The sequence below is a fragment of the Oceanobacillus alkalisoli genome (assembly GCF_022213125.1).
Taxonomy (GTDB): Bacteria; Bacillota; Bacilli; order Bacillales; family Amphibacillaceae; genus Oceanobacillus; species Oceanobacillus alkalisoli.
In genome coordinates, this window is the sequence record NZ_JAKNRA010000007.1 from 64,392 (window position 1) to 88,876 (window position 24,485).

Genomic DNA, 24,485 nt, shown 5'->3' on the forward strand with positions numbered 1-24,485 from the left:
ATGGAAAAATCTCGTAAATATATACTATTTACACTACATGTTCAAACCTTTGCTGTTGGAATAGAGCATGTTATATCGATTGAACGGATGCAGGCGATTACGGAGGTTCCGCGAACAGAGGAATTTATTCAAGGTGTTACGGAAATCCGTCATCAAACAACTGCCATTATTGACTTGCGGACAGGATTAAATATAACGGCGACAGCGAATACGGATGACACCCGGATTCTTGTCGTTACATTGGAAGGGATGCAAATTGGCCTAATTGTAGATTCGGTGACAGAAGTGATTGATATTGAACCGAGTAACATAGAAGAAGCTCCCCCAATCATTTCTGGAGTCCATGCTGCCTATCTGAAAGGTGTTGCAAAAGTCAATGGAGAATTGATTCTCCTGTTAAACATCGCAAAAACACTTAATTTGGAAGAAACAGAGGGATTAAGAGAAGTATTACAATAGCGATGATAAGAGAAAAGCCCGGATGAAAAAATTCATCCGGGCTTTCATGTTTACAGAACTTACGAACGAGAAAGCTCACTCCTTTAAGGGGAGGATGATAGGGAGTTCGGAGTGGGGCACTCCCTTGTGGGGTGTCGTAAGCCGAACTTTTTAGTTTCTCGTTCTTTTTACCACTCCGCTAAAGCGAAGAAGGCAAAGGGACGGACAGCGGGGGAAAAAGAAATCATGTAAATATAAACGACTGATCGATGAAGTCCATGCGATGGAACAAAGCTACGGATATTCAGAATATCAACTTCATGCCTTTGTCGCACCCATGCAAGCGAAATTTGCCAAGAACATCGGCTCGTTTGAAGCACAAAAACTTGCAACTAATGAATTTCATAATACGTATTTAATGCTTCACCATCACCATATGTAGTTGAGTTGGTTCGTTCCCAACTACAGGGAATCAGAGCATTTGTCCCAATTGCCGGATGTTCATTTGTAATTTACAATGAGATAGGGAATTTAAGGCGTTGAAAAAAATGTAGAAGGTGCGATGCAATGATGCCTAAAGTGATTTGGTTATTAGTGATAGCAACAACGATTAACGTTACAGGCGGATCTTTTTTATGGCCGATGAATACGATTTATATGCATAATGAGCTCGGGCAATCATTAGCTTTTGCCGGGTTTATTTTAATGTTGAATCAGGGTGCAGCTGTTATAGGGAATTTGATTGGTGGAGCGTTGTATGACCGTTTCAGCGCTTATTACTCTATCCTTTGTGCAACAGGCATTGCTCTTATTGCGGCAATCACGATGGCTTTCAATCATTCGATTGTTCCCTATGCCATCTTACTTGTCGTCATTGGATTTGGAAATGGAATTACTTGGCCAATTATGTTTGCAATGGCGGGTTCACTTTGGCCAGATGGTGGCAGAAAGGCATTTAATGCGGTTTATGTAGCCCAAAATCTCGGGGTCGCGCTAGGAGCTACGCTGAGTGGTTATGTTGCAAGCTTTTCATTCGATTATATATTCATAGCAAATGCCCTTTTCATTGCTCTCTTTTTTCTGCTCGTATTGTTTGCATTTAAACAGTTGGACGAAGCGAAAAACAGACAGATGCATACGTCGATAATTGAGCAACGAGGAAAAGTTAAAAACAGTACAACATTCATAGCTTTATTGATTCTTTGTGCTGGATTTCTATTCATACATATTAGTTATTCCCAATGGATGACAACAATTGCTTCTTATACACAAGACATTGGTATACCGGTTGAACAATATAGTACAATATGGGCAATCAATGGTTTCCTTATCGTTTTCGCTCAACCTTTGGTACAATGGTTTACGAATCGTTTTACAAATGAGAAGCACCACATCTATATAGGAACGACCATTATGATTGTCTCTTTTCTAGTTGTTATGAATGCCCAGCAGTTTACGATGTTTGCTGTGGCGATGATTATTTTGACAATCGGTGAGGTTCTCATGTGGCCGGCCTTCCCAACATTAGCCAACAAGCTAGCACCAAAAGGGAGAGAAGGGTTTTATCAGGGATTAGTTAATAGTATTGCAACGGTGGGAAGAATGACAGGTCCATTAGTCGGCGGTTTCATTGTCGATTACTATCATATTGAAATTTTATTCTTCTGTTTAGTAGGGTTACTGTTAATACCTTATATAACCACCTTCCTGTATGACAAAAAAATAAAAGCCGAACAAGGAGGATTATAATGAAAGATATTAAATTAATTGCATTAGATATGGATGGTACCTTATTGAATGATAATCAAGAAGTGCCGGAAAGGAACCGAAAAGCAATTGAGCAAGCACTTGCAAAAGATGTTCATGTTGTATTAAGCACCGGTCGCGGATTTAATACGTGTTACCCTTATGCAGTGGACCTGGAGCTGCCAACATACCTCATTTCCGCCAATGGAGCGGAAATTTGGACAATGGAGAAGGAATTGCTTAGAAGAAGAAAATTAGAAACGGAAATGATGGAAAAGCTTTATAATATTGCCACACAAGTAGGGGCAGGTATGTGGATGATTTCTACGGAGGGGGCTTTTAACGGAGATTTCCCGAAAGATTTTAACGAATACGAATGGCTGAAATTCGGCTGTCATACGACGGATCAAAGGAAGCTAGATATTCTTATCAAAGAATTTTCTAAGTACGAAGAGCTCGAGCTATCGAACTCACTTCCTACAAACATCGAAGTGAATGCGAAAGGTGTTTCGAAAGCAGATGCGCTGCATTTCTTATGTGAGCGAATCGGCATAACGATGGATAATGTTCTAGCCTGCGGAGATAGTTTGAATGATATTAAAATGATTCAGGAAGCAGGAGTAGGAGTCGCAATGGGGAATGCCCAGGAAGCGATTAAAAAAGTGGCAGATCACACGACAGTGACGAATAATGAATCAGGTGTTGGGGTGGCGATTGAAAAATTTGTTTTGAATGTATAAACCGGCCGGCATAGTAAGAGGCGATTCTTAAAACATGAAGAATCGCCTTATTTTTATTTGCTCTACTATTGCACTCGAAAATCAAAAATGGAACAATTTTATCAAGTACTCATCACCAATAATCTGCTATACATGATCATTTCAACAACATGCTAATCACTTTCATACAGCGTAAGTGTCCGAAACTTACTACTGGAGGTCTGCAGTCCAGACACCTCTCGCACCTGCTGAGCGGCCGGCAAGCCTCCTCGCGTTATCGCACTGCGGGGTCTCGCCAGGCTTACCTCCGAACAGGAAGTTCTAATGCCGGCGTTGGTCACAGGACGTGACCGTTCTTAGCCGGCCTCCCGCAGGAGTCTCGAGGTGTCTGGACTGCTACCAGGAAAGGTCAAATTTAGATCACTGTTTATTATTCCAATGATCTAATTTTATTGTGAAATGGCACTGGAATAAATGCTATTCATAATAATCATCTCTACCAGTTCAGTTGCCCGGTGGACGGTGACTCCTGCGGGAATAGTACGAGTCTGGAGACCCCTTAGTGCTCAGCCCGAGGAGCTCCGGCAGTGCCTAAGGATGCGCATCCGTCCACCGGGCAACTGAACGGCGACTAGAGAGCGAACCATGAGAACGTGCAAAACACTTACGCTGAGTGAAAGCAATTCATAGCTTTTAAAAGATTGGGATGAATTATCCGGCTGTTTTAGGTTGTGAAAGCTGGCTTTACAAATAGAAATCAATAATATTAATTCAAATCATGTGCTTGCATTTTCTCTAATTCTTTTTCTTGTTTTTTCTTTAACGATTTCCTTCCTTCGCTCCATTGCTCGAATAAAAAGAGCAGTCCGATGATTAGGATGATGAGGTAGAACCAGAAGCTTTCTATATTGCCATTTATGAATGAAATGGTCATCCACGTAGCAAAAAGAATAGGTACAATCGCACCCCAGAATGGATTATTCCTCGTGGAAAAGAAGTACTGTACCCCGAGAAAAGCCGCAATGATCAATACATCATAAATACCGTAACCAAACATTACGCATTAGTCCTTTCCTGTTTATACTTATCGATAATTAATTTCGCCTCTTCTAAGTTGATTCTGTCATCAATGGACAGCTGTTTAATAAATTGGATAAATCCTTCATTTTCTACTTTCTCATTGACCTTAATTTTTTCAATTAATCGGTCGAGCCGGATTCTAACGGTAGGGTATGAGACATCATAGAGCTTGGAGATTTCTTTTAATGAACCGGAGTGCACGACAAAGTTCTTGATAAATTCAATGTCTTCCGCTTCTAAAGCTAATATCCAAGCGGGTATTTTATTCAATTCCATCCTTTCACCTCTTTTTATTATTTAAATATACCTTAACATAAAACTTAATAAAGTTAAAGTGATTTTTAATTTTATTAATAATTATTCAAAGGAATGATGTGAAATCATTTATCCCGACTTTAGGGTCTTCGAGAAAGTTTAGGTGGGAGATAACGGAGGTTAACCGCCACTGATTGAAGTTTCACTTTAAACGGGTCTGAATCGATAAAGATAGAAGCTAAGCGGTTGGCGAATGATTAAAAATAGGATATGATACGAGGACAGATGAACGAATTATTTTGACGTCAGGAAGTGCGTAAACATGCAGAAGCAAAAAGAAGTAGTGAACGGACGAACAAAAAGTCCGACTAAAATGCTAACAATTACAGCTGCACTAGTTGCAATCAATTTAGTGTTGAATCAATTCACTTTAGCATTCGGTCCTTTGCTGGAAATAGGATTCGCATTTTTACCAATTGCAGTGCTTGGCTTTCTCTATGGACCAGTGAATGCGGGAATAGCTTCTGTTGTTGCTGATACGATCGGTTTTGTTTTACGACCTGCCGGATTCTTTTTCCCCGGGTTTACTTTTAATGCATTATTGATCGGGCTATTATTCGGTTGGTTCTTTTATAGGAAAACAATTACCCTCGGAAGAATTGCGACAGCTAATTTGGTTGTTACGATTATCATTTCGCTGATCTTGACACCGATTTGGTTGAATATTATGTTTGGCAGTCCATTATTTGCCGGGCCACGGATTGTTAAAGCGATTGTTCTTTATCCAGTTGAAGTTGGTTTACTGTACGCCTTATTAAAAAACCTCAGTAGGGTAGACTTGAAATTATAACGATTTGCTCACCTGGGATTTTAATGCGCATAAACTAAACATATCAGGCTAGAAGAGGATGATTCTGATGAAGCTTAAAGAATATTATGTTTCTGGAAATACAGCGGAAGGCTATGTAGATAGCTTAGAGTCTAATTTACATGGCATAGAAGAAGTGATTCAACTCGGTAATGCTTCTTATAAGACAAATACGGCTATCATCAAACAATTGATCGAGCAAAATAAAGAGCAGACACAAGTTGAAGTCTTAAAAAGCCCGATTAGTGAAGAATTTCTTGAAGGGGTCATTTTCAGGGAGAAGAAGATAGCCATTCTTGGTAACAGGGATTGCCCGTTTTCGAACCAGGCATATGATTTATTTAAAAAAGGTCTGCATATCCACGATGACCTTGAACTCGTATTTATCCAGGAAATGGACTTCGAAAAGGCGGATGATTTAGCAAAGAGGTATATCGAGGAACTGCTTCCGGAGAACGTAAAAGGATCTCGCAACCCTCAGATTTTTCGGAGACTTTTCGGTACGAATACAATGGACGGTGTTGTAAATGAAGTACCCAATCTGACTGCTCATTTGGATAGGGTTTATCATATCAAAGGCCGAGCGGGCACAGGGAAATCGACTTTCATGAAAAGAATCGTAAAGGCATGCGAGGCGCGAGGTTTAGACCTTGAGATTTATTATTGCAGTTTCGATCCTAACAGTATCGATATGGTTTTAATACCGGAACTGAATATTTGCTTATTTGATAGTACAGACCCACACGCTTTTGAACCAGAAGATGAAACAAAAGAAAAAGTGATTGATTTATACAAAGAAACCGTTACACCCGGTACAGATGAAAAGTATGCGGACGAAATTAGCAATCTGACAAAGCAATATAAAAGCTATATGAAAAAAGGATTAGCCGCTCTACAAAGGGAAGGTGCAGAAATCATTGCACAAGATGCGAAGAAACCGTTCAATCAAACCGAAATAAATGAAAGTGTCGACAACCTTCAAATGAAACTCGATTAAAATCTCCAGCCAGTGGGTAAACTAAGCAAAACAGACAGGTTGGAGGACAAAGTATATGACGGGCCATACTATTCCACAATTTCCAGAATCTTATTGGTTAACAAGCAATGACACACTCTCTGAATTCCCACCACTGGAAGAGGATATTAAAGCAGATGTTACGATTGTCGGCGCAGGAATTACCGGACTCACAGCAGCTTATCTTTTAGCAAACGAAGGACTACGCATCGCTATAGTGGATGCAGGACGATTGATGAGCGGTACAACAGGACATACGACGGCGAAGATTACAACACAGCATGGACTAATTTATGATGAATTGATATCCAATGTGGGAGCAGAAAAAGCTAAATTATATTATGAATCAAATGAAGCAGCGAAACAATATCTGAAACAGATGATCAATCAGTTGGATATCTCCTGTGATTATAAAGAACAAGATGCAATCCTTTATGCAACGACAAAGGAATATGAGGCGAAAATCGAACGGGAAGCGAAAGCCTATGAACGGCTCGGTATTCCCGGTACACTTACAACGGATATTCCACTTGATATACCTATTAAGAATGCATTGATTATGAAGGAGCAAGCACAATTTCATCCTGTGAAATTTTTACAGTATATCGTTCAAGAACTGAAGAAAAAGGATGTAAAGATTTACGAACAGACGACAGCAGTGAAAGTTGAAAAAGGTGATAATCAAAAAGTTGTCATGAGGAATGGGGCGCAAGTTTTAAGTAAACATATACTTGTTGCGAGCCACTTTCCATTTCATGAAGGGTTCGGTCTATATGCAGCCCGCATGGATGTGGAACGTTCTTATATCATCGCTGCTAAAATGAAAAAGACTTATCCAGGGGGAATGTACCTTCAAGCAGATCCCCCCGTACATTCGCTCCGAAGTGTAACGATTGATGGAGAAGAAATGGTTCTCATCGGCGGAATGACCCACAAGACAGGTAAGGAAACGGAAACACACAAGTTGTATGAGTCGCTGCGGGCTTTTGGTGATGAATTATTTGAAATAGAAGATATTCCATACCATTGGTCGGCACAGGATTTAATTACCTTGGATAAAGTGCCTTATATTGGAGAATTGACTCCGAATCATCCATATGTAACGGTTGCGACTGGATTCAGGAAATGGGGGATGACAAATAGTGTTGTTGCAGCTAAGCTTTTTTATGACCGAGTACTTAGGCAGAAAAATAAATACGAAGAGCTGTACACCCCGTCTCGTTTCCATGCGAAAGCAAGCATTCCTTCACTTGTCGAGGTTAATAAAAAGGTCGTTACGAGCCTTGTAAAAGGAAAACTTGAAAGACCGGACCGATCTCCGGAATCCCTGGCAAACGATGAAGGTGCAATCGTTACGCTGAATGGTCAAAGAAAAGGTGCTTATAAAGATGAACAAGGACAGCTTCATATCGTTGACACGACTTGCACGCATGCTGGGTGTGAGGTGAATTGGAATGACGGAGAGCGGACATGGGACTGTCCTTGTCATGGTTCACGATTCGATTATACGGGTGAAGTAATCGAAGGACCTGCAGAAAAGCCATTAAAAAAATAAAGTATAGACCCGAATGGAGAGCGGGTCTGTACTTTATTTTTTTATGAATAAACCAAGAATACCCCCGACTTCAGTCATAAGAAGTTCAAACAAAAGGAGTATTTTGATTATTTTAGTAAATCACCCTTGTGTTTTTTGTTGAAATCGGTTACAATTAATTAACTGAAAATTAGGATAGGACATTAAAAAAGGGTGGTGAAGTTATGGTAACGTTGAAAATGTTGAAACCTTACTACATTAAGAATGAAAAGAACTTTGTCCGAATCATTTTAGCGTATCAATATTTTTCCGTCATTATTAAAAACAAAGTCTATCAGTTCATTCCTGTAGAATCCAATGAAATTCGCGTTAACCGCCGCACGGAGAAAATTGAGAACATCGATGCGGTCTTTGCTTTTCAGAATGGCAAAGAAATTGTTAATGTCCCAATGGTGAAGCTCATTACCTTACCTGAGTTTTTGGAACAGATTCATGATATTGCAAGACCATATTACTTCAGTGCCCAAAAACAGGTAGAAACAGAAACGCGCGAAGATTATACAGCGGTTATTACCGAACTGGAACGCCAAAACGTATTACGACTTATCGATAAAGCACTAGACGAACGAGATGAAGATACATTTAAAGCATTGGCAACAATCTTAGTGGATATGGAGCAGGAGCAGCAATGAAAAAAGAAAAAGCTGGCAGAGAAATTTCTCTGCCAGCTTTTTAATCATCCTGACTTTCTTGTTCGCCTGGATAAATTTGATTCATCACGTCAACGAATTGTCCGACTGTATAGCCATTCGGTTTATCTTCCGTTTTTTCCATCATCATTGCAATTAAAATATCCCGCGATTCATGCGGATAACCGACAAACCAACTATTAATGGATCCGCCTGTTTCGGCAGTCAATTTTAATTCTACTGTTCCTGTTTTACCAGCGAGCGGGACATTCGCATCTTCCGCTTGCTGTGCTGTACCATCTGTAACAACAGCCCGAAGAATGTCATCTATTCGTTGGGCTTCTTCTTTTGCAACGAGACCTTCTTTCCAGATTTGTCCTGTTTCTTCATCAAGAAGCAGGGTAGGCTGCAACATATTTCCCTCGTTTAAAAATGTCGTATACGAAGTGGCTAAATGTAGTGCAGTCATTTCAAGTTCTCCTTGACCGTAACTAGAGTTCGCGAGCAAGACCTCATCAGCTAACCCACCGTTGTTTGAAATCGTTGACGTTGCGATTGGATATTCGTAAGGGAATTCTTCTTCAAATCCGAACCGTTTAAATTCCTCAATAAACGCATCACTGCCCATGTCTACTGCTTGCATGGCGAAGTAAATATTGTCGGAGCGGAGGAGGGCGTCTTTTAAATCGACGGGACCATTCGATAAAGAAACTCGTGTCACTTTGTAGTCGCCCCATTCTTCACCCTTACTCCATTGTAATCCATCAATCTCAAATGTTTCCTCTGGATCAAGTGTACCTGCATGGATACCAGCAGCTGCTGTGACAGGCTTGATGACGGACCCAGGTGCAAAACTTGCTGCGAACCGATTGACGAGAGGTTGTTTCGGATCCTTCTCTAAATCGTCCCATACGTTATTGGTGCCATAAAGAATTTCATTCGGATCAAATGATGGGGCACTCACAAGTGCAAGCGTCTCTCCTGTTTGTGGGTCAATTGCTGCAGCAGTACCGGCATCTTCTTTATAAACGTTAAAAATTTTCTCTTGAGTATTTATATCAATTGTAAGTTGGATCGTTTTGCCATTTTCAACCGGCTTTTCTGCAATGGTAACTTCACTGCCGTCTTCTTTACGGATGAACACGGTGACTCCTCGTTTACCTTTCAGTTGCTCTTCATATAGTTGTTCCAAACCACGCCGGCCAACTTTGTCATTCGGCCCGTATTCATCGCTGTCTGTACTTTCCAGGAATTCTGCTGTAATGTCACCGATATAACCGACTAAATGAGCAGTTGCCTCACCGCCCGGATAGATGCGGCCTGTCATATCCTTTTTTTGCACACCGGATATTGCCATTAATTGATCATAGATATCTTTGTCCGTCGGGAGGATTGTCGTAATCGGAACAAATAGATGATCCTCCACCCAATCAGCATCCAGTGCTTCATTAATTTTTTCTTCATTCATATTTAAAATGCCGGCCATTTCCGCGATTGATTGTTCCTTGTTCTCTAACTCTCCAGGCTTAATGCCGATTTGGTAAACATAATCATTTATTGCTAGCGGCATCTGATTCCGGTCGAGAATCTCACCACGCACTGGCTGTACAGGTTGAATGCCGATTTCTCCGCCATTCTGAAGTTCCGGATGAATAAAACCAGCATCCCAATTAACAAACCAGCTTAATTCGGCATCATCTTCCTCACTGACTGGTTCTTGAACAAGTGTTGCTTCATAATTAAAAACAATTGGTCCGGCAAAGGATTCCAGCTCAACAGAGAAGGGAAGGGTGACGCTCGGATTCTCTTCCTCAGCTAATGCTTTTACTTCTTCCTCAGAAAGTTCATCAAAGGTAATCTCGATATTTTCCACATCTAAATCTTCATAGATTTTTGCGTATCGTTCGACTGATTGTTCGGGTGTTATGTTCGATTTTGTCTCCTTGCTGAACATATCATAGACCTCTTCAAATTCCTGCTCACTCCAATGAGAAGTAAAAGTGGAAAATCGTTCATTTGGTGAAACTTGTTCTTCCTTGGAGCATGCTACTAATGCTAAAGCAACAAATATCAATAGAAAAGCACGTTTCATTTTATTTATTCCGCCCCCTGATTCGTCATATATACCTAGTATATCATCATGTAAGTATTGTTTATAGGAAAAAATCTGTGAAAAATGTTTCAATTATAACTGGGTAAAATGAATGTGATTAGAGAAAAACGCCGAGGGACAATAACTCCCTTGGCGTTTTTCTTTAACCTTCCATATGACTTCTAATTTCAGAATTAATTCTGTTGAATTCTGAGTCTGGCACCACATAGTACCAAATACCATTAATAGTTGAACCAGAACCTTCAATCTCAAGCGTTTCAATATTATGTCTTGTTCCAAGATATCCAGTGAAAAGGGTTTGGATCTTTTGCATATCCAAGTCGGTCTGAACGTTGCCGCCAAGGATATCAAGAATCTCACCGAATTTCGTAATATTGGAGAAACTTGCACCTTTGTTCATTGCAGCAGTAATAACCGCCCGTTGTCTATCATTCCGTCCCATATCACCACGTGGATCTTGTTTTCGCATCCGGATGTAATCAAGTGCTTGTTCTCCATTTAAGTGAATCGCCCCTTCAGCAAAATTAGAACCACCTTGGGAGAAGTTTTGCGTATTATTCACGGTTACTCCGCCAATTGCATCAATTCCCTGTTTAAATCCTTCCATATTTACGCGTGAATACACATGAACCGGAATATCGAATGCCTCTTCAACCGTTTGGACGGCTAATTCCACTCCGCCGAAAGCGTAGGCGTGGTTAATTTTATCCATTCCACGCGTCGGAATATTAACATATGTATCCCGTGGAATGCTTAACATAATCATCGAGTCTGTCCTCGGATTCAAAGACATTAGAATCATCGTATCAGATCTTCCTTGATCCCCGGGCCGTTCGTCGACTCCAAGCAATAACATATTTACAGAAGCTTTTTCATCAAATATTTCTTTGATTACCTTTTGCCGCTCCGGGTCTTCATCTCTTGCAAGCGGAGTGTGCATTGTATCTACAGTACTGCCAAGTTGACTATATACGTAAAAAGCAAGTCCTCCAATTGTAATAATGAACAGTAATAAAATTCCACCAACCCAATATGGCCATTTACGTCTCTTTTTTCCACTACTTCTTTGCATTCTCGCTACCACTTGTAAATTCTCCTCTTATGTATAATGTTCCCCATGGACAGGGAAAGCGTTTTTTTAAAAAAACAGGCCCTATAGACCTTAAGCAATTGTCAGTTACTTTTACTGTATAAAATTATAGCCGAATTAGTTCATTTCGTCTATAAGAACTTGCATGAATTTGGTAAAATATGTGGAAGTATGTCGCTTATCAAGGAAAAATAAAAGCCCGAGATGACTTTATTCATCTTGAGCTTTTACAGGGAAAGCGTACATGATATATCGGTCTGGCGCATAGCCGACAAAATTGAAGGGATAGCACGTAGTAAGGGTAAGTACTTCCTCACCGTGCGGAACGATTATCGTTCTGTCATCTGCATCGACGATTTTCGTTTCTTTGATTTCATAAATGAAATCACCGTAATCCATCTTAAGAACCAACTGATCTCCTATTTCAAGTTCGCCCATACGACGAAAGACCGTGTCCCGGTGCCCCGAAAGAACAATTTGCTCATTTTGCAGAGGGTAAGCCGTTCCCCGGTAATGACCAACACCACGAGCGAGCTCGTCTTCATGAGTTCCTTCAATAATCGGTAAATCAGCTTCAAGCGCAGGAATATGCAGGATCCCAGCGGTTTCACCTATATCTGGATCATACCCTTCTGCGACCTCCTGTGCATTAAAATCTTCTGCCTTGTTGGCAGTATCAGTATCCCGTTCTTTGAGCATTGCCTGGGCTTCTGCTGTTGCTTCATTTTGTGCTGTCGTAGTTGCATACCACTGATAACCACTAAAAGCTAATACAACAATACCCGCAATCATGAGCAAGTAAGAGAGAAGTTTCATCTGTTCCACCTCATTATAAGCGTTAACTTTAGTATAGCGTGATGAATCAAAATTTAAAAGCTCCTTGTACGGACTATCCATTATTAGAAAAATAATTCCAACTATAGTATATATCAAGTTTCAGGCGGGAAGGACAGAAATAGAAAAAACTATTTAAAACAAAGTAAATGGAAGGTATTTCAAGTAAAGTGTTCTTTATATAGTACGAAAGGCTGTTTTTATGGTTTTCTTATTTTGAGAAAACAAATTATACTCTAGTTGTGTGTTCTTTAAAAAGAACAAATTATAATTATTAAGAACGACATTACATAGAGCAAAAGGAGGGTCATGTGGAAAAAAGCGGACAGTCAATAAAGGAAGGTAAACAGTATAAGGGGATGTAGAAATCTACAAAACAAAAAACAGGAGGAACAAAACATGAACTTAAAGAAAAAATTAACATCAGGTATTGCAACAGCATTGTTAGGGATGGCGCTAATTGGTGGGGGGACTTTTGCTTATTTCAGTGATACTACAGAGCAAACGAATACATTTGCTTCGGGTACACTCTCACTAGAATCTGTTCCGGAAGTTGTTGTGAATTTAGACAATCTAAAACCCGGGGATACTATACAAGAAGAATTTGGACTACTTAATGACGGAAGCTTAGATATTGGGAGTGTGACCTTAAAAACAGATTATACTGTAAAAAACGCATCAAATAATATGCCGGTAGATGCAAGTGTAGCTGAGGCATATGGTGATGCTATGATGGTTCAGTTTTTAAGAAATACTGGTGGCGATAAGCCTTATGAGGTGATTTTCGAACTTACCGTCAATCAGCTTGTGAATATGACTGAAGATGATATTGAAGAGTTGTTAACAGAAATCGATATTGAAACAATTAGACAATGGATTCCCCTATTACCTTGGCCTTTCGATTGGATAGGATATTGGGAGAAAAATGACATTCCAACCGAAAATATAAAAACTTTAGAGCCGGGAGAAACTGCTCCATTTGATGTAAGGTTTGAGTTCGTTGACTCAGGAGAATCACAAAATGAGCTTCAAAATCTTAAGTTGGATTTAAAGTGGACATTTGAAGGATTCCAAACAGAAGGTGAAGAAAGATAAGTTTTCATATAAGAAGAGAAGAGGCCCCACCCTCTTCTCTTTCTACATAATGAACACTTCAATGTCAAGATTTTACATCACTCAATTTAGGGGGGATTTCTTGGATATAAAGAAGAATCTCATCATAGGGATCATGACCGGTTTAATTGGAATGGCACTGATAAGCGGGGGAACCATCGCATATTTCAGTGATGCAACAGATACGGAAAATCAAATACTATCCGGCTATATGGATTTGGACATTGGCAACGTAAATAATGAGGGTGTTTTATTTGAATTTAAGAATAAAAAACCGGGAGATACATTCAGTCACAGTTTCAGCATGAAAAATAACGGGACACTTGATATGAGGGATATTAGCCTTCACTCCAAACATACAACCTACAATCGTGAAGGAAATAAGAAAAATAATGGCTTTGCTAACCAAATCATCTTGAAAAGAATTGAAGTGGACAATAAAAATATTCTTAAGAAACCAATGTCTTTAGAAAAATTAAGTAAAACCCCAGTAATCTTAAAGGAAAATATAGCTGTCAATTCCTCGACAGTCCAAGTTTATGTTGAATTCGAATTTAAAAAAACAAAGGAAAAGCAGAATGAATTCCAAGGTAATAAAATAGATCTGCTTTGGACTTTTGAAGCGATCCAGACTGATGATTAAAGAAATCCAATAAAAGGTGGAGAAGGAAGTGAGATTGACCCGCTTAAGAAAATTCAGAGATACCTATCGCCTATTTTTCTTTATTAGTAAGCTCATTCTAATCTCATATTTACTGTTATTCACTTTAACTTATATGAATGCGCCAACCGGTGCTGTTTTCACAGAGAATTATAAAGTCATCAGTAGCATCCATGCAGAAAACGAAGAAATCGATGCGGAAGCCGATGAAGAAAAAAATATGGAAGAAGAGCAGCAAACTGAGAAAGTAACAGAGGAACCTCCAAATGAAGAGACAGATAACCCAATAGAAGAAACGGAGTCTGATGAGGGAGAGAAAGAGGAGGAACAAGAAGAAACAATAGAAGATAAAGAGCAACATTCTGAAGAAGAAGTGAAAAACGAAGAGTCCGTTACCCCAGAAGAAACTGAAGAAGAGGAGGAAGGAGCAAGTGAAAATGAAGACAGTATTTAAATGGTTAAATCACGTCGTTTCCACGATACTCATCGTATTATTAGTAACCGTAGCTGGATTAGTCATGATGACGAAAATGCAGGGCGGTGCGCCAGAGGTTGCCGGATACCAGCTGAAAACAGTGCTATCTGGTTCCATGGAGCCGGAAATTCAAACTGGTTCTGTTATTGCTGTTAAGACACTTCGAGACCAAGAGAAAAACAATCTTAAGGTCGGTGATGTTATTACTTTTTTGGAAACGAACGATAAACGTATTACGCACCGCATCATCGACGTGAAGCAATCTGCAGATGGCGCGCTGTATATAACAAAAGGAGATAATAATAACGGTCAGGACCGAGACCCGGTTCTTGCTGCCAATGTTATCGCAAGCTACGAAGGGTTCACCATTCCCTATATTGGCTATATCGCTTCCTTTGCCCAGTCTCCAAATGGTGCGCTAGCATTTTTAATTCTTCCTGGCATCTTAATGGTTGGGTATTCATTTATTACGATTACACTGGTAATCCGGAGATTAGATATGAAGAAAGAGAATGAACAAGCGGAAGTAAAATAAACGGCAAATGTTTCGGAAGGTAGGAAGAAGTTTATGAAGCGACGACTTTTTATTCATGTTCCTGTCGTTTTCCTGCTGACTTTATGTTTTTGGACCTTTGAGGTAAATCCGGTTAGTGGGAATACGGCTACGAAAGAAGTATCCATTGAACGATACCCAGATGAAGTATTGTTTCAACTGGAAAATATGAAACCAGGGGATGCCGCTTACCGAACACTTGCCATCAAAAATATTCATAATCAAGACATCACCTATACGATGGAACTGCATAATGCTGGTGATCCAACTTTATATGATGCATTATTATTGCGAGTAATGTATTTGGATGAAGTTATCTTTTATGGGAAACTAAAAGATTACGAAGGAATAGTCGAGCGGCCGTTGAAATCCCATACAGAAGAAACCATTGAATTCGGTTTAGAGTTTCCCCAAGAGCTTGGAAACGAATATCAAGGTTTGAACGCAGCATTCCATCTGGAGTTTACTGCAAAGGCGATTATAGAGGAAAGTGTGGGTGCTGCTACCCTGAAAGGGGAAGGTAAGCCACAATTCAGTAATGGTAAAGGAGTCGGATTCCCTTTACCACGAACCGCAACTCACTTATTTACCTACCTGTTAATTGGTTTATTTCTGCTTTTTATTGGAGGCATTATTGGTTACTCGAACAAAAGAAAAAAACGGTTGCAACGATGAAACAAGTTGCAACATTTTTTCACTGCCTTTCCGTATCACAAATAAGGAAAGTCGACAAAGGAAGTCAATTTATTCAATCAATGATGTAGTATAATAGACTTAGTAAATGGTCAAGCGTTTACAGTTCATCTGTCCTAGTTACCGGGTAAGCGATGGAGCATTTAAAAAAGGGATGGATTTATACAGGGGGCGGCAAAGTGGAAAAAACGGAAAGAGCGGTAGAGGTGGATATGGAGTGGGTCTTATTAATTTTACAGGCAAAAGGAATAGGGTTGAAGACGGAAGAGGTGCGTTTTTTCCTTGAAGAGCAAAAGAAATTATTAAAACAATAAACAAAGGATAGAAGCCTCACCTATTATATGATATAATTCCATTGAAAGTAGGTGAGTGGGTTTGCTTGGTGAACGTATTAAAACATTCAGAACAGAACAAAAGATGTCTATATCAGAATTAGCAGAAAAAGCAGGGGTAGCCAAATCATATTTGAGCTCGATTGAGCGAAACAAGCAAACAAACCCATCCATTCAATTTATTGAGAAAGTTAGTGAAGCTTTAGGTGTTTCGATAAATGAACTTCTCTATGATGGTGATGAAGTTGATATTGAGGATCTGGACAGGGAATGGCTTGAGATTGTGTTAGAAGCAATGGAGTCAGGAGTATCCAAAAAACAATTTAAGGAATATCTTGAATTTAATAAATGGAGAAAAGAACAAGAGTTGGATTAGAGATTTTATCTTGTTCTACGTTCTTAATGGACAACCTGCAAACCATGGTATCATCTTATACTATGGTTTTTTTACTGCATATGAAAATATAAACGAATAATGAAGGGATCGGAGCGTTTCCAGATTGGATAAAAAATATTTGTATTGGTTGTTTCCTATTTTATGGATGGGGATTATTTTCTATTCTTCTGCTACACCGTATGAACAGCAAGACATGAAGCCATTTCTAGGCGAATCTGTTAACTTGGAGTTTTTGGAGCCTTTGGCAGATGAGGTGCGCTTTACATATAACGAATCCATTGTAAGTATCGAAACCCACGGTGTGGAAGGGATTGTTGAGTTCTTTATTCGAAAAGGTGCGCATGTATTCGTCTTTTTCATCCTTACACTTCTGTTCAAGCTCGCTTTCGACAAGACAACAGAGATGCGCTTTCAAAACCAAGTATTATTTTCCTTTTTGCTGACAGCTGCATATGCTATTATGGATGAAATTCATCAAGGCTTTACCCCAAATCGTACCGCATACATGGGGGATGTTTTCCTTGATAGTATGGGTAGTTTAATTGCTGTAGTTCTCTTGATTATTATTCGTAAAATCAACTGGTCCAAATAGTATTATATAAGAGGTTGTTCAAAAAGTTCGGTAAAAATGACACTTCGTGAATGGGAGGTTCTACTAAGTCCGTCCACGTCCTGTGGACAACGTAGAACTCACCACTTCCTGTGGAAGCTCGTTGGCTCGCTTTTCCGCTTCTCATGTACCTACTAACGTACATTCCGGTGCCGTGAGCTTCGCCGCCTCGAATTTCGACGCACAGGATGTGCTAGTGTCGGCGTTGCAACAGGACGTTGCTTATTTAGCCGACCTCGGTCCTTTTTATCCTCCTTTTTGAACACACACTATAAGCTTTCCCTAAAAATCCTTAAAAATTTTCGCGAAAAAAGATGAAACTCTATGAATTTAGTTGTATAATGTCCTATATGAAAAGATAGAAAAAATATGAAGTTCGTAACGTAAGCTATAACATTGATTCACTGACCTCTAGAGAAAGCTTACACTGACAATGCATCACGAGGCTGAACTTCAAAAATACTAGAATCAATTGCAATGAAAAGGCGGGAATAGAGTTATGGGTGAGCAAGAACGATACAAGAACATGTTAAGAAAAGTGATCGATGCAACTGAAAATGAAAAAATTCAAACGTCCGAAGAATTAATCCGCACATTAATAAATGAACTCACAACGAATATTGGTGTGAAATCACAACACACTTTAGTCAAGTAAAAAAGCTGCATTCTAATGAAGAATGCAGCTTTTTTTGTGAATATTTAATCGGTCGTGTTTTCTACTTCAATTTCTAGATATTTTTGATCGGTAAGGTGGATAGCAGCCTGGTCGCTCGTTAAATCAACCATCCAATCTATGAAATTATCTTTTTCCCCAACTTCAACATAAACGATAAATTCTACATTTTCCAGATAATTAATCGTCTCCAGTATATGGTCAGATTGTCTTAGAACGTTTTCCAGTTTACCAAGCATGCCATACTCGACTGTGACGGAAACACCTTGCATCAGAACACGTTTTACAATCCCGGTCGTTTTAATCGCCTGGCTTGTCGTATTTCCGTACGCACGAATCAGACCTCCTGCACCTAACTTAATCCCGCCAAAGTAACGGGTCACTACTACTGCAGTATCCTTCAGATTTTGCTTTTTCAATACTTCCAGCATGGGTACTCCGGCAGTCCCACTCGGCTCGCCATCATCATTTGCTTTCTGAATTTCATTATTTTCGCCAATCATATAACATGAACAGTTATGGGTGGCATCATAATGTTTCTTCTTTATTTCCTGTATGAAGCTTTGGGCTGCTTCTTCTGATTCGACACGCCGGACGTAACCGATAAAACGGGATTTCTGTATGATTATTTCGTCCTGTCCTTCTTGTTTTACGGTATAATAATGTGATAGCATTGAATCACTCCTTACAATCATACTTGAGTCACGAGTATCCCTGTATGGTGTACTACATAACGGTAGATAATAATAGGTAAAAGGTTCCGAAAACAGGGAACTAGGGAATAGACCCCATGAAAATAGAAATGCATCGCGTATATTATAACACATAGGGTGGTGGTAACGATGTCGATCAATATCGGTGAAAAAGCAATTGATCAGGTCATCGATGAAATGATTCGTGTAGTTAAGAGTAGCAAGAATGAAATTTTCAACATAAGTGAACAAGCTCGTCACGAATATGATACCCTAAAAACAGAACTGGAGGAAACAAAAAGACTTGTAATAACGTACATAGAAGAGGGGGACCGCTTGGAATTAAACGTGCGGGCCTCGCGTAGACGATTAGCGGAGGTAAGTAAAGATTTCGTACGTTTTACAGAAGAAGATATCCATCAAGCATATGAAGAAACCCACTGGTTACAAGCTCAGATGACGCTGTACAGGGACAAAGAAGCAGATCTAAGAAAAAAACGCGACGATATCGAGCGCAGACTCCTTAATCTATATGATACAATTAATAAAGCAGAAGGAATTACAAGCAAAATCTCAGTTGTTGAACAGTATCTTGAACAAGATCTCTACCAGGTTAATGAGATGATTGAAACGGCCAAGGAAAAGCAGGCATTTGGTCTGAAAATCATTGAAGCCCAGGAAGAAGAACGTAGAAGATTATCACGTGAGATACATGACGGACCAGCTCAGATGCTTGCAAATATCCTCCTCCGTTCTGAGATTATTGAGCGGGTATTGAATGAAGGTTCCGCTCAAGCAGCGGTAAATGAGCTTCAAAGTGTACGAAAAATGATCCGTTCATCACTCTATGAAGTAAGAAAAATAATTTATGATCTACGGCCGATGGCACTTGATGATTTAGGACTAATTCCAACAATCCGGAAATATATTGCAAATCTCATTGATTTTCATCAAATCGATATTGACTTTGTCTTGATTGGGGAAGAAAAGCGGTTAAATGATAAATATGAGGTGGCTTTATTCCGGTTAATGCAAGAATCGGTTCAAAATGCAATTAAACATGCCAAGCCGACACTTATTCAAGTGAAATTACAAATTCAGAAAAAAAGTATCATCATGATTATTAAAGATAATGGAAAAGGATTCGATATAAATATAAAAAAAGAGAATTCTTTTGGTCTTATCGGCATGAAGGAAAGAGTGGAGATGTTGAGCGGTGAAATTGACATCAGTTCAGAACCAAATGCAGGCACGACGGTCATCATTCGCGTTCCTGATGCAGCTGAATAAGACAACCGAACTTTACACAAATAGAAACAAATCGATAATTAAATGATTTTTGGGAGGAAGTCCAGATGACAAATGACAAAGTAATTAAAATTGTACTAATCGATGACCATAAGTTATTTCGCGAAGGTGTGAAGCGGATTCTAGATTTTGAATCATCCTTTGAAGTCGTTGCCGAGGGCGATGACGGGACTGAAGCAGCAAAGCTTGTTAAGGAAAATAATCCAGATGTTGTCTTGATGGACATCAACATGCCCAATATTAATGGAATTGAAGCTACAGGCGATTTAGTTCGCTACTTCCCGGAAACGAAAGTCATCATCTTATCGATCCATGATGATGAAGCTTATGTTACCCATGCTTTAAAAACTGGTGCCGCGGGGTATCTTTTAAAGGAAATGGATTCCGATTCTTTAATCGAAGCAATCCGTGTCGTCAGTGAAGGCGGATCTTACCTCCACCCTAAAGTTACCCATAATCTAGTGAAAGAGTACCGCCGTCTTGCTACGGAAAGCGTTGCATCAGATGCAGGTGAAAGGGTCGTTGAGTATCATAAACCACTCCATTTGCTTACGAAGCGTGAATGTCAGGTGCTCCAGCTGCTTGCAGACGGTAAAAGCAACCGCGCAGTAGCAGAAACCTTGTATATAAGTGAGAAGACAGTAAAGAACCATGTGAGTAATATTTTACAAAAAATGAATGTTAACGACCGAACCCAAGCCGTCGTAACCGCGATTAAAAAAGGTTGGGTAGAAGTATTGTAAGCTTAAAGAGCCCCCGGTAAAACGGGGGCTCTTTGTTTGGTTAAACAATAGTTGATGAATAATGAATTTTTTCCGGTTTTCATGTAGAATATAGGTCATACATACGGGAATATAGTAAATAAGCTTTTTTTAAAATGAACAGAATCTGTAATTGCTTTCGGTTATTTTTTAGATGGAGTTATAGAAGAGGGAATAGCCACCCGCTTCAGATTGCAGAAATTGAATAATAAATGGAATAAGGAGAAGGTTACGATGAAAATTGCTGTCATGACGGATAGTACAGCTTATATACCGGAAAAAATCCGTGAAGAGCTAAACATTCATATGGTGCCATTAAGCGTCGTGTTTGATGATACATCATACCGTGAGGAAATTGATATTACAACCGAAGAATTTTATGAGAAATTGAAGAATTATAAAGAACTGCCAACTACATCCCAGCCATCTATTGGGTACGCCACAGAGAAACTAGAGCAACTTGCCGAAGATTTCGATGCAGTAATTTCCGTCCATTTATCCAGTGGGATCAGTGGGACATTGCAAACTGTTTTAAGTGCAGGTGAGATGGTGGAAGGTATAGATGTATATGCTTATGATTCAGAAGCGAGTTGCTTTGTCCAAGCCTTCTATGTCTATGAAGCTGTGAAGCTTAGTAAGGAAAATAAAACACCCGAAGAAATTATTGCACGCCTGGATGAGATGAAGCAATCGATGCGTGCATATTTTATGGTGGATGATTTAACGAATTTAACTCGGGGTGGAAGACTATCAAACGCCCAGGCAATCATTGGAAGCTTACTGCAAGTAAAACCGGTGCTCCATTTTGTCGATAAATTAATCGTTCCATTTGAAAAAATCCGCACACGGAAAAAAGCAATTAACCGCATTATTGGAATGCTTGAAAGTGAAGCAGAAAAAGGGAAGGATTTGAAGGTTTGCTTCATCCATGCGAATGACGAAGAATCTGCACGAGCCCTGGAAAGAGATTTCAATCAAAAGTTTCCAAATATCGAAACTTCCATCTCCTATTTCGGACCGGTTATCGGCACCCATCTCGGCGAAAAAGCCGTTGGAGTTGGCTGGTACGAGAAATAAGCAACTTGTCATGAAACAGTCTATTATCTTTAGGGATTAGGCTGTTTTTTGTTGTTTTTTAAAAAGAGATATTATATACTGAAATTTAATATTATTTAGAAAGGAAGATTCTTTTGATTCAAGAAAAATTAAAACGTGATCTCGCCGAATTAGCCTCTACTTTAGATGGTAAACTGCTCCGACTTGAAGAACTCCCTATTGATCGCAAGCTGACTCGCTTCCTCCTCTCTCGAAATCTTCTAAAAACAAAGCCCGCTCTTACCAAATCATTTCTTCGTACCCGGTGTATGCGTTGTGGCAATGAGACTCCCCGGAAATTCGCTGAGATTCCCTGTCAAAAATGTAATAAAGCCCATTTTTATTGCAGAAACTGTATGGATATGGGAAGGCTGATGGAATGTGATGTCTTATATTATTGGAATGGCCCGTCAGCAGTTTGGTCAAAACAAAAAAATCCTTGCTCGTGGGAAGGAACACTAACCCGAGCCCAGGAAAAAGCAGCGCTAAGAATAAAAGAAGCAATTACAAATAGAGAGAAAGAAATCCTGACTTGGGCAGTTTGCGGAGCAGGAAAAACAGAAATGCTTTTCCCTGGAATCTCCAAAGCTCTTGAAGAGGGAATGCGCATTTGTTTGGCTACTCCCAGGGCAGACGTGGTGCGGGAACTAAAGCCCCGGCTGGAAGAAGCGTTCCGGCATATTCCAATCCAAGCATTGTACGGCGGCAGTAAAGATAAGCATAAACAAGCACAGCTTATCATCGCGACAACACATCAACTTCTCCGATATGAAAAAGCTTTTGACGTCATGATAATCGATGAAGTCGATGCTTTTCCTTTTCATGCCGATCCAGCATTGCCCTTTGCCCAGAAACGATCTGCCAAACGAAATTGTACAACAATTTACCTAACTGCGACTCCTAGAGAAGACTTGAAAGCTGAGATCCGCCGTGGTAAATTAACACATGTTTTTGTACCTGTTCGCTATCACGGTCATCCCCTGCCCGTTCCTAAATTAAAAATGTGGCATTCCCTAAACAAAGAACTCCCGAAATTGCAATCTTCTAATCCGCTCCTTTACTGGCTTCTTAACCGACAAAATCCCAAAAGGCAGCTTCTAGTCTTCGTTCCGACAGTAGAACGGGCTGGTCAATTAAAAACTCCATTAACGAATTTAATGCTCAAGCACAAGCTGATTCATCATCCTAATCAACTCGGTTCCGTCCATGCCTCAGACCCTGACAGGGAAAGGAAAGTCGTGTCTTTTCGCGAAAAAACATTAAAAGTTATCTTAACGACGACAATCCTTGAACGGGGAGTAACTTTTCCGTCTGTTGATGTTGCAATCCTCGATGCTGGACATGATGTGTTTGATGAATCAGCTCTCGTTCAAATTGCTGGCCGGGCAGGAAGAAATTCGAATGATCCGACAGGGGAAGTCCTATTTTTTCATGACGGAAAAACAGAGGCGATGCTTGCTGCAATTTATGTAATCAAGCAAATGAATAAGCGGGGAGGCTTTTAATATGAATTGTTTATGGTGTGAGGAGGAACGCAGCAGACATATCGGCTGGAAAAATTTCTTAAACTTAATGAACCCTTATGAACTATGTGATTCCTGTGTTTCCAATCTGATTTTTCTTTATGAAACCCCAAGCCGTTGTACAAAATGCAGCAGAGAGTCAGAAGAGAAGATTTGTTTTGATTGCATCCGCTGGGAGAAACAGATGCAAGATGATCCGTTACTATTTAATTATTCTATCTTTCCATACAACCTATTCATGCAGGAAATCATTGCAAAATGGAAGTATCGTGGTGATTACGTTTTGGGGGAATTATTCCGCCCGTATATACGGGCAGCTTTCAGTAAGAAGTTCGGAAAGAAAAAGAAGGAATTAATTGCCGTTCCGATTCCTTTAAGTGAAAAGAGAATGGATGAGCGGGGATTTAATCAAGCGGAAATGCTTGCTCATTTTTTGCCGCTCGAAACAAAGACAGCTTTTATCCGAATAGACAGTGAAAAGCAGTCGAAGAGAAACCGAAGAGAACGAATCACGGCAAAAAATCCATTTTCTCTTATCGAAAAGATTAACACTCCCGTTCTATTAGTCGATGATATATATACAACCGGAACAACATTACGGCATGCTGCTGGGCGATTAAAGGAACACGGCTGCCCAAGTGTTTATGCCTTAACACTAATTCGCGGGTAGAAATTTTGTTATAATAAAAGAAGAATAAAGGAAGAGGAGAATTTTCCATGGGAGAATTAGCAAACTGTTCCCACTGTGGTACAGTATATGTAAAAACGATTCGTGATATTTGTCAGGATTGTTTTAAAAAAGAGGAAGAAGCATTCCAAACAGTTTCTCAATTTCTTCGTGAAAAGAAGAATAGGGAAGCAACGATTCTAGAAATTGTGGAAGAAACGGGCGTAGAAGAAGAATTGATTATTAAATTTGTGAAAGAAAGACGGTTGCAGCCAACAGATTTCCCCAACCTTGCTTATCCTTGTGAGAGGTGTGGTAATGGTATAACGGCTGGTAAGCTTTGTGAGAATTGCCAAAAGGAATTGAAGAATGATTTGGCTGTACTGGAAGAAGAGGAACGAATGAAACAGGAAAGAGAAGAAAGAGAACGAGAGAACATTTATTTTTCCTTTAATCAAGATTAGAAAACTTGGTTGTCACCAAGCTTGTGGGTGACAACCTTAGTTGCACTTATGCAGTAAGAAAGGAATTATACTTTGTGACTGCTAAAA

Annotated in this window: 29 protein-coding genes; 23 read left to right on the forward strand and 6 right to left on the reverse strand. The window is 39.7% G+C overall.

Annotation, left to right across the window (positions count from 1 at the left end; translation table 11 throughout):
- From L3V42_RS10425 to L3V42_RS10440, 4 genes are all read left to right on the forward strand, one after another.
- Positions 1–459: a chemotaxis protein CheW gene (locus L3V42_RS10425; RefSeq protein WP_238471946.1), complete on the forward strand. Its 459-nt coding sequence runs from the start codon at positions 1–3 to the stop codon at positions 457–459.
- Positions 460–721: 262 nt separating this feature from the next.
- Positions 722–880: a hypothetical protein gene (locus L3V42_RS10430; protein ID WP_238471947.1), complete on the forward strand. Its 159-nt coding sequence runs from the start codon at positions 722–724 to the stop codon at positions 878–880.
- Between the two features lie 125 nt (positions 881–1,005).
- Positions 1,006–2,187 (forward strand): MDR family MFS transporter, encoded by a 1,182-nt coding sequence (locus tag L3V42_RS10435; protein ID WP_310739802.1) that lies wholly within the window; start codon positions 1,006–1,008, stop codon positions 2,185–2,187.
- A complete protein-coding gene (locus L3V42_RS10440) occupies positions 2,187–2,924 on the forward strand; it encodes a Cof-type HAD-IIB family hydrolase (RefSeq protein WP_238471948.1) in 738 nt (245 codons plus the stop codon). The genes L3V42_RS10435 and L3V42_RS10440 overlap by 1 nt, the downstream gene beginning before the upstream one ends.
- A 745-nt stretch (positions 2,925–3,669) precedes the next feature.
- Here the strand turns inward: L3V42_RS10440 and L3V42_RS10445 are convergent.
- Positions 3,670–3,960 (reverse strand): hypothetical protein, encoded by a 291-nt coding sequence (locus tag L3V42_RS10445; protein WP_235762541.1) that lies wholly within the window; start codon positions 3,958–3,960, stop codon positions 3,670–3,672.
- A complete protein-coding gene (locus tag L3V42_RS10450; protein WP_235762542.1) occupies positions 3,960–4,259 on the reverse strand; it encodes a DUF2089 family protein in 300 nt (99 codons plus the stop codon). Before L3V42_RS10450 ends, L3V42_RS10445 begins: the two co-directional genes overlap by 1 nt.
- Positions 4,260–4,560: 301 nt before the next feature.
- On the opposite strand from L3V42_RS10450, the gene L3V42_RS10455 reads away from it, so the two are divergent.
- The 4 genes from L3V42_RS10455 to L3V42_RS10470 all read left to right on the forward strand — a co-directional run bounded on the left by L3V42_RS10455 (position 4,561) and on the right by L3V42_RS10470 (position 8,347).
- On the forward strand, positions 4,561–5,088 hold the full coding sequence (locus tag L3V42_RS10455) for a folate family ECF transporter S component (RefSeq protein WP_238471949.1): 528 nt from the start codon (positions 4,561–4,563) through the stop codon (positions 5,086–5,088).
- Between the two features lie 67 nt (positions 5,089–5,155).
- Positions 5,156–6,103 (forward strand): hypothetical protein, encoded by a 948-nt coding sequence (locus L3V42_RS10460; RefSeq protein ID WP_235762544.1) that lies wholly within the window; start codon positions 5,156–5,158, stop codon positions 6,101–6,103.
- A gap of 55 nt (positions 6,104–6,158) precedes the next feature.
- Positions 6,159–7,676 carry an FAD-dependent oxidoreductase gene (locus tag L3V42_RS10465; protein WP_235762545.1) on the forward strand — a complete coding sequence of 506 codons (1,518 nt, stop codon included), beginning with the start codon at positions 6,159–6,161 and terminating at the stop codon, positions 7,674–7,676.
- Positions 7,677–7,879: 203 nt separating this feature from the next.
- Positions 7,880–8,347 (forward strand): IDEAL domain-containing protein, encoded by a 468-nt coding sequence (locus L3V42_RS10470; RefSeq protein WP_235762547.1) that lies wholly within the window; start codon positions 7,880–7,882, stop codon positions 8,345–8,347.
- Between the two features lie 40 nt (positions 8,348–8,387).
- Here the strand turns inward: L3V42_RS10470 and L3V42_RS10475 are convergent, their stop codons facing one another.
- The 3 genes from L3V42_RS10475 to srtD form a co-directional block, all read right to left on the reverse strand.
- On the reverse strand, positions 8,388–10,436 hold the full coding sequence (locus tag L3V42_RS10475; protein ID WP_238471950.1) for a penicillin-binding transpeptidase domain-containing protein: 2,049 nt from the start codon (positions 10,434–10,436) through the stop codon (positions 8,388–8,390).
- A gap of 163 nt (positions 10,437–10,599) precedes the next feature.
- Positions 10,600–11,541, reverse strand: coding sequence for an LCP family glycopolymer transferase (locus L3V42_RS10480; protein WP_238471951.1), 942 nt, complete (start codon positions 11,539–11,541; stop codon positions 10,600–10,602).
- Positions 11,542–11,757: 216 nt separating this feature from the next.
- Positions 11,758–12,363 carry a class D sortase, LPxTATN-specific gene (srtD, locus tag L3V42_RS10485; RefSeq protein ID WP_238471952.1) on the reverse strand — a complete coding sequence of 202 codons (606 nt, stop codon included), beginning with the start codon at positions 12,361–12,363 and terminating at the stop codon, positions 11,758–11,760.
- 417 nt (positions 12,364–12,780) lie between these two features.
- Here srtD and L3V42_RS10490 point away from each other — a divergent pair, with 417 nt between their 5' ends.
- The 9 genes from L3V42_RS10490 to L3V42_RS10530 all read left to right on the forward strand — a co-directional run bounded on the left by L3V42_RS10490 (position 12,781) and on the right by L3V42_RS10530 (position 17,870).
- Entirely contained in the window at positions 12,781–13,476 is a 696-nt protein-coding gene (locus L3V42_RS10490) for a TasA family protein (protein WP_235762551.1), read from the forward strand.
- 100 nt (positions 13,477–13,576) lie between these two features.
- Complete coding sequence (locus tag L3V42_RS10495) at positions 13,577–14,137, forward strand: TasA family protein (RefSeq protein ID WP_238471953.1); 561 nt, start codon at positions 13,577–13,579, stop codon at positions 14,135–14,137.
- Between the two features lie 34 nt (positions 14,138–14,171).
- Positions 14,172–14,609, forward strand: coding sequence for a hypothetical protein (locus L3V42_RS10500; RefSeq protein ID WP_238471954.1), 438 nt, complete (start codon positions 14,172–14,174; stop codon positions 14,607–14,609).
- Positions 14,593–15,165, forward strand: coding sequence for a signal peptidase I SipW (gene sipW / locus L3V42_RS10505; RefSeq protein WP_238471977.1), 573 nt, complete (start codon positions 14,593–14,595; stop codon positions 15,163–15,165). The genes L3V42_RS10500 and sipW overlap by 17 nt, the downstream gene beginning before the upstream one ends.
- Positions 15,166–15,198: 33 nt before the next feature.
- Positions 15,199–15,858 carry an LPxTATN C-terminal sorting signal domain gene (locus tag L3V42_RS10510; protein ID WP_238471955.1) on the forward strand — a complete coding sequence of 220 codons (660 nt, stop codon included), beginning with the start codon at positions 15,199–15,201 and terminating at the stop codon, positions 15,856–15,858.
- 197 nt (positions 15,859–16,055) lie between these two features.
- The gene (gene sinI, locus L3V42_RS10515) at positions 16,056–16,190 is read left to right on the forward strand and encodes a DNA-binding anti-repressor SinI (RefSeq protein ID WP_235762556.1); all 135 of its coding nucleotides are present in this window, start codon (positions 16,056–16,058) and stop codon (positions 16,188–16,190) included.
- Positions 16,191–16,251: 61 nt separating this feature from the next.
- Complete coding sequence (locus tag L3V42_RS10520; protein ID WP_235762557.1) at positions 16,252–16,584, forward strand: helix-turn-helix domain-containing protein; 333 nt, start codon at positions 16,252–16,254, stop codon at positions 16,582–16,584.
- Between the two features lie 124 nt (positions 16,585–16,708).
- Entirely contained in the window at positions 16,709–17,197 is a 489-nt protein-coding gene (locus L3V42_RS10525) for a VanZ family protein (protein ID WP_238471956.1), read from the forward strand.
- A gap of 517 nt (positions 17,198–17,714) precedes the next feature.
- Positions 17,715–17,870 carry a hypothetical protein gene (locus L3V42_RS10530; RefSeq protein WP_235762559.1) on the forward strand — a complete coding sequence of 52 codons (156 nt, stop codon included), beginning with the start codon at positions 17,715–17,717 and terminating at the stop codon, positions 17,868–17,870.
- Positions 17,871–17,914: 44 nt separating this feature from the next.
- On the opposite strand, the gene L3V42_RS10535 is transcribed toward L3V42_RS10530, so the two are convergent.
- Positions 17,915–18,562 carry a YigZ family protein gene (locus tag L3V42_RS10535; protein WP_235762560.1) on the reverse strand — a complete coding sequence of 216 codons (648 nt, stop codon included), beginning with the start codon at positions 18,560–18,562 and terminating at the stop codon, positions 17,915–17,917.
- Between the two features lie 168 nt (positions 18,563–18,730).
- Here L3V42_RS10535 and L3V42_RS10540 point away from each other — a divergent pair, with 168 nt between their 5' ends.
- The 6 genes from L3V42_RS10540 (at position 18,731) to L3V42_RS10565 (ending at position 24,398) form a co-directional block, all read left to right on the forward strand.
- A complete protein-coding gene (locus L3V42_RS10540; RefSeq protein WP_235762561.1) occupies positions 18,731–19,870 on the forward strand; it encodes a sensor histidine kinase in 1,140 nt (379 codons plus the stop codon).
- 65 nt (positions 19,871–19,935) lie between these two features.
- The gene (locus L3V42_RS10545; RefSeq protein WP_238471957.1) at positions 19,936–20,631 is read left to right on the forward strand and encodes a response regulator; all 696 of its coding nucleotides are present in this window, start codon (positions 19,936–19,938) and stop codon (positions 20,629–20,631) included.
- Between the two features lie 252 nt (positions 20,632–20,883).
- Complete coding sequence (locus L3V42_RS10550; protein ID WP_238471958.1) at positions 20,884–21,726, forward strand: DegV family protein; 843 nt, start codon at positions 20,884–20,886, stop codon at positions 21,724–21,726.
- 113 nt (positions 21,727–21,839) lie between these two features.
- Positions 21,840–23,249: an ATP-dependent helicase ComFA gene (locus L3V42_RS10555; protein ID WP_500797181.1), complete on the forward strand. Its 1,410-nt coding sequence runs from the start codon at positions 21,840–21,842 to the stop codon at positions 23,247–23,249.
- 1 nt (position 23,250) lies between these two features.
- A complete protein-coding gene (locus L3V42_RS10560; protein ID WP_235762565.1) occupies positions 23,251–23,937 on the forward strand; it encodes a ComF family protein in 687 nt (228 codons plus the stop codon).
- 47 nt (positions 23,938–23,984) lie between these two features.
- Positions 23,985–24,398, forward strand: a complete 414-nt coding sequence (locus L3V42_RS10565; RefSeq protein WP_235762567.1) for a TIGR03826 family flagellar region protein — start codon at positions 23,985–23,987, stop codon at positions 24,396–24,398.
- Positions 24,399–24,485: the final 87 nt, after the last annotated feature.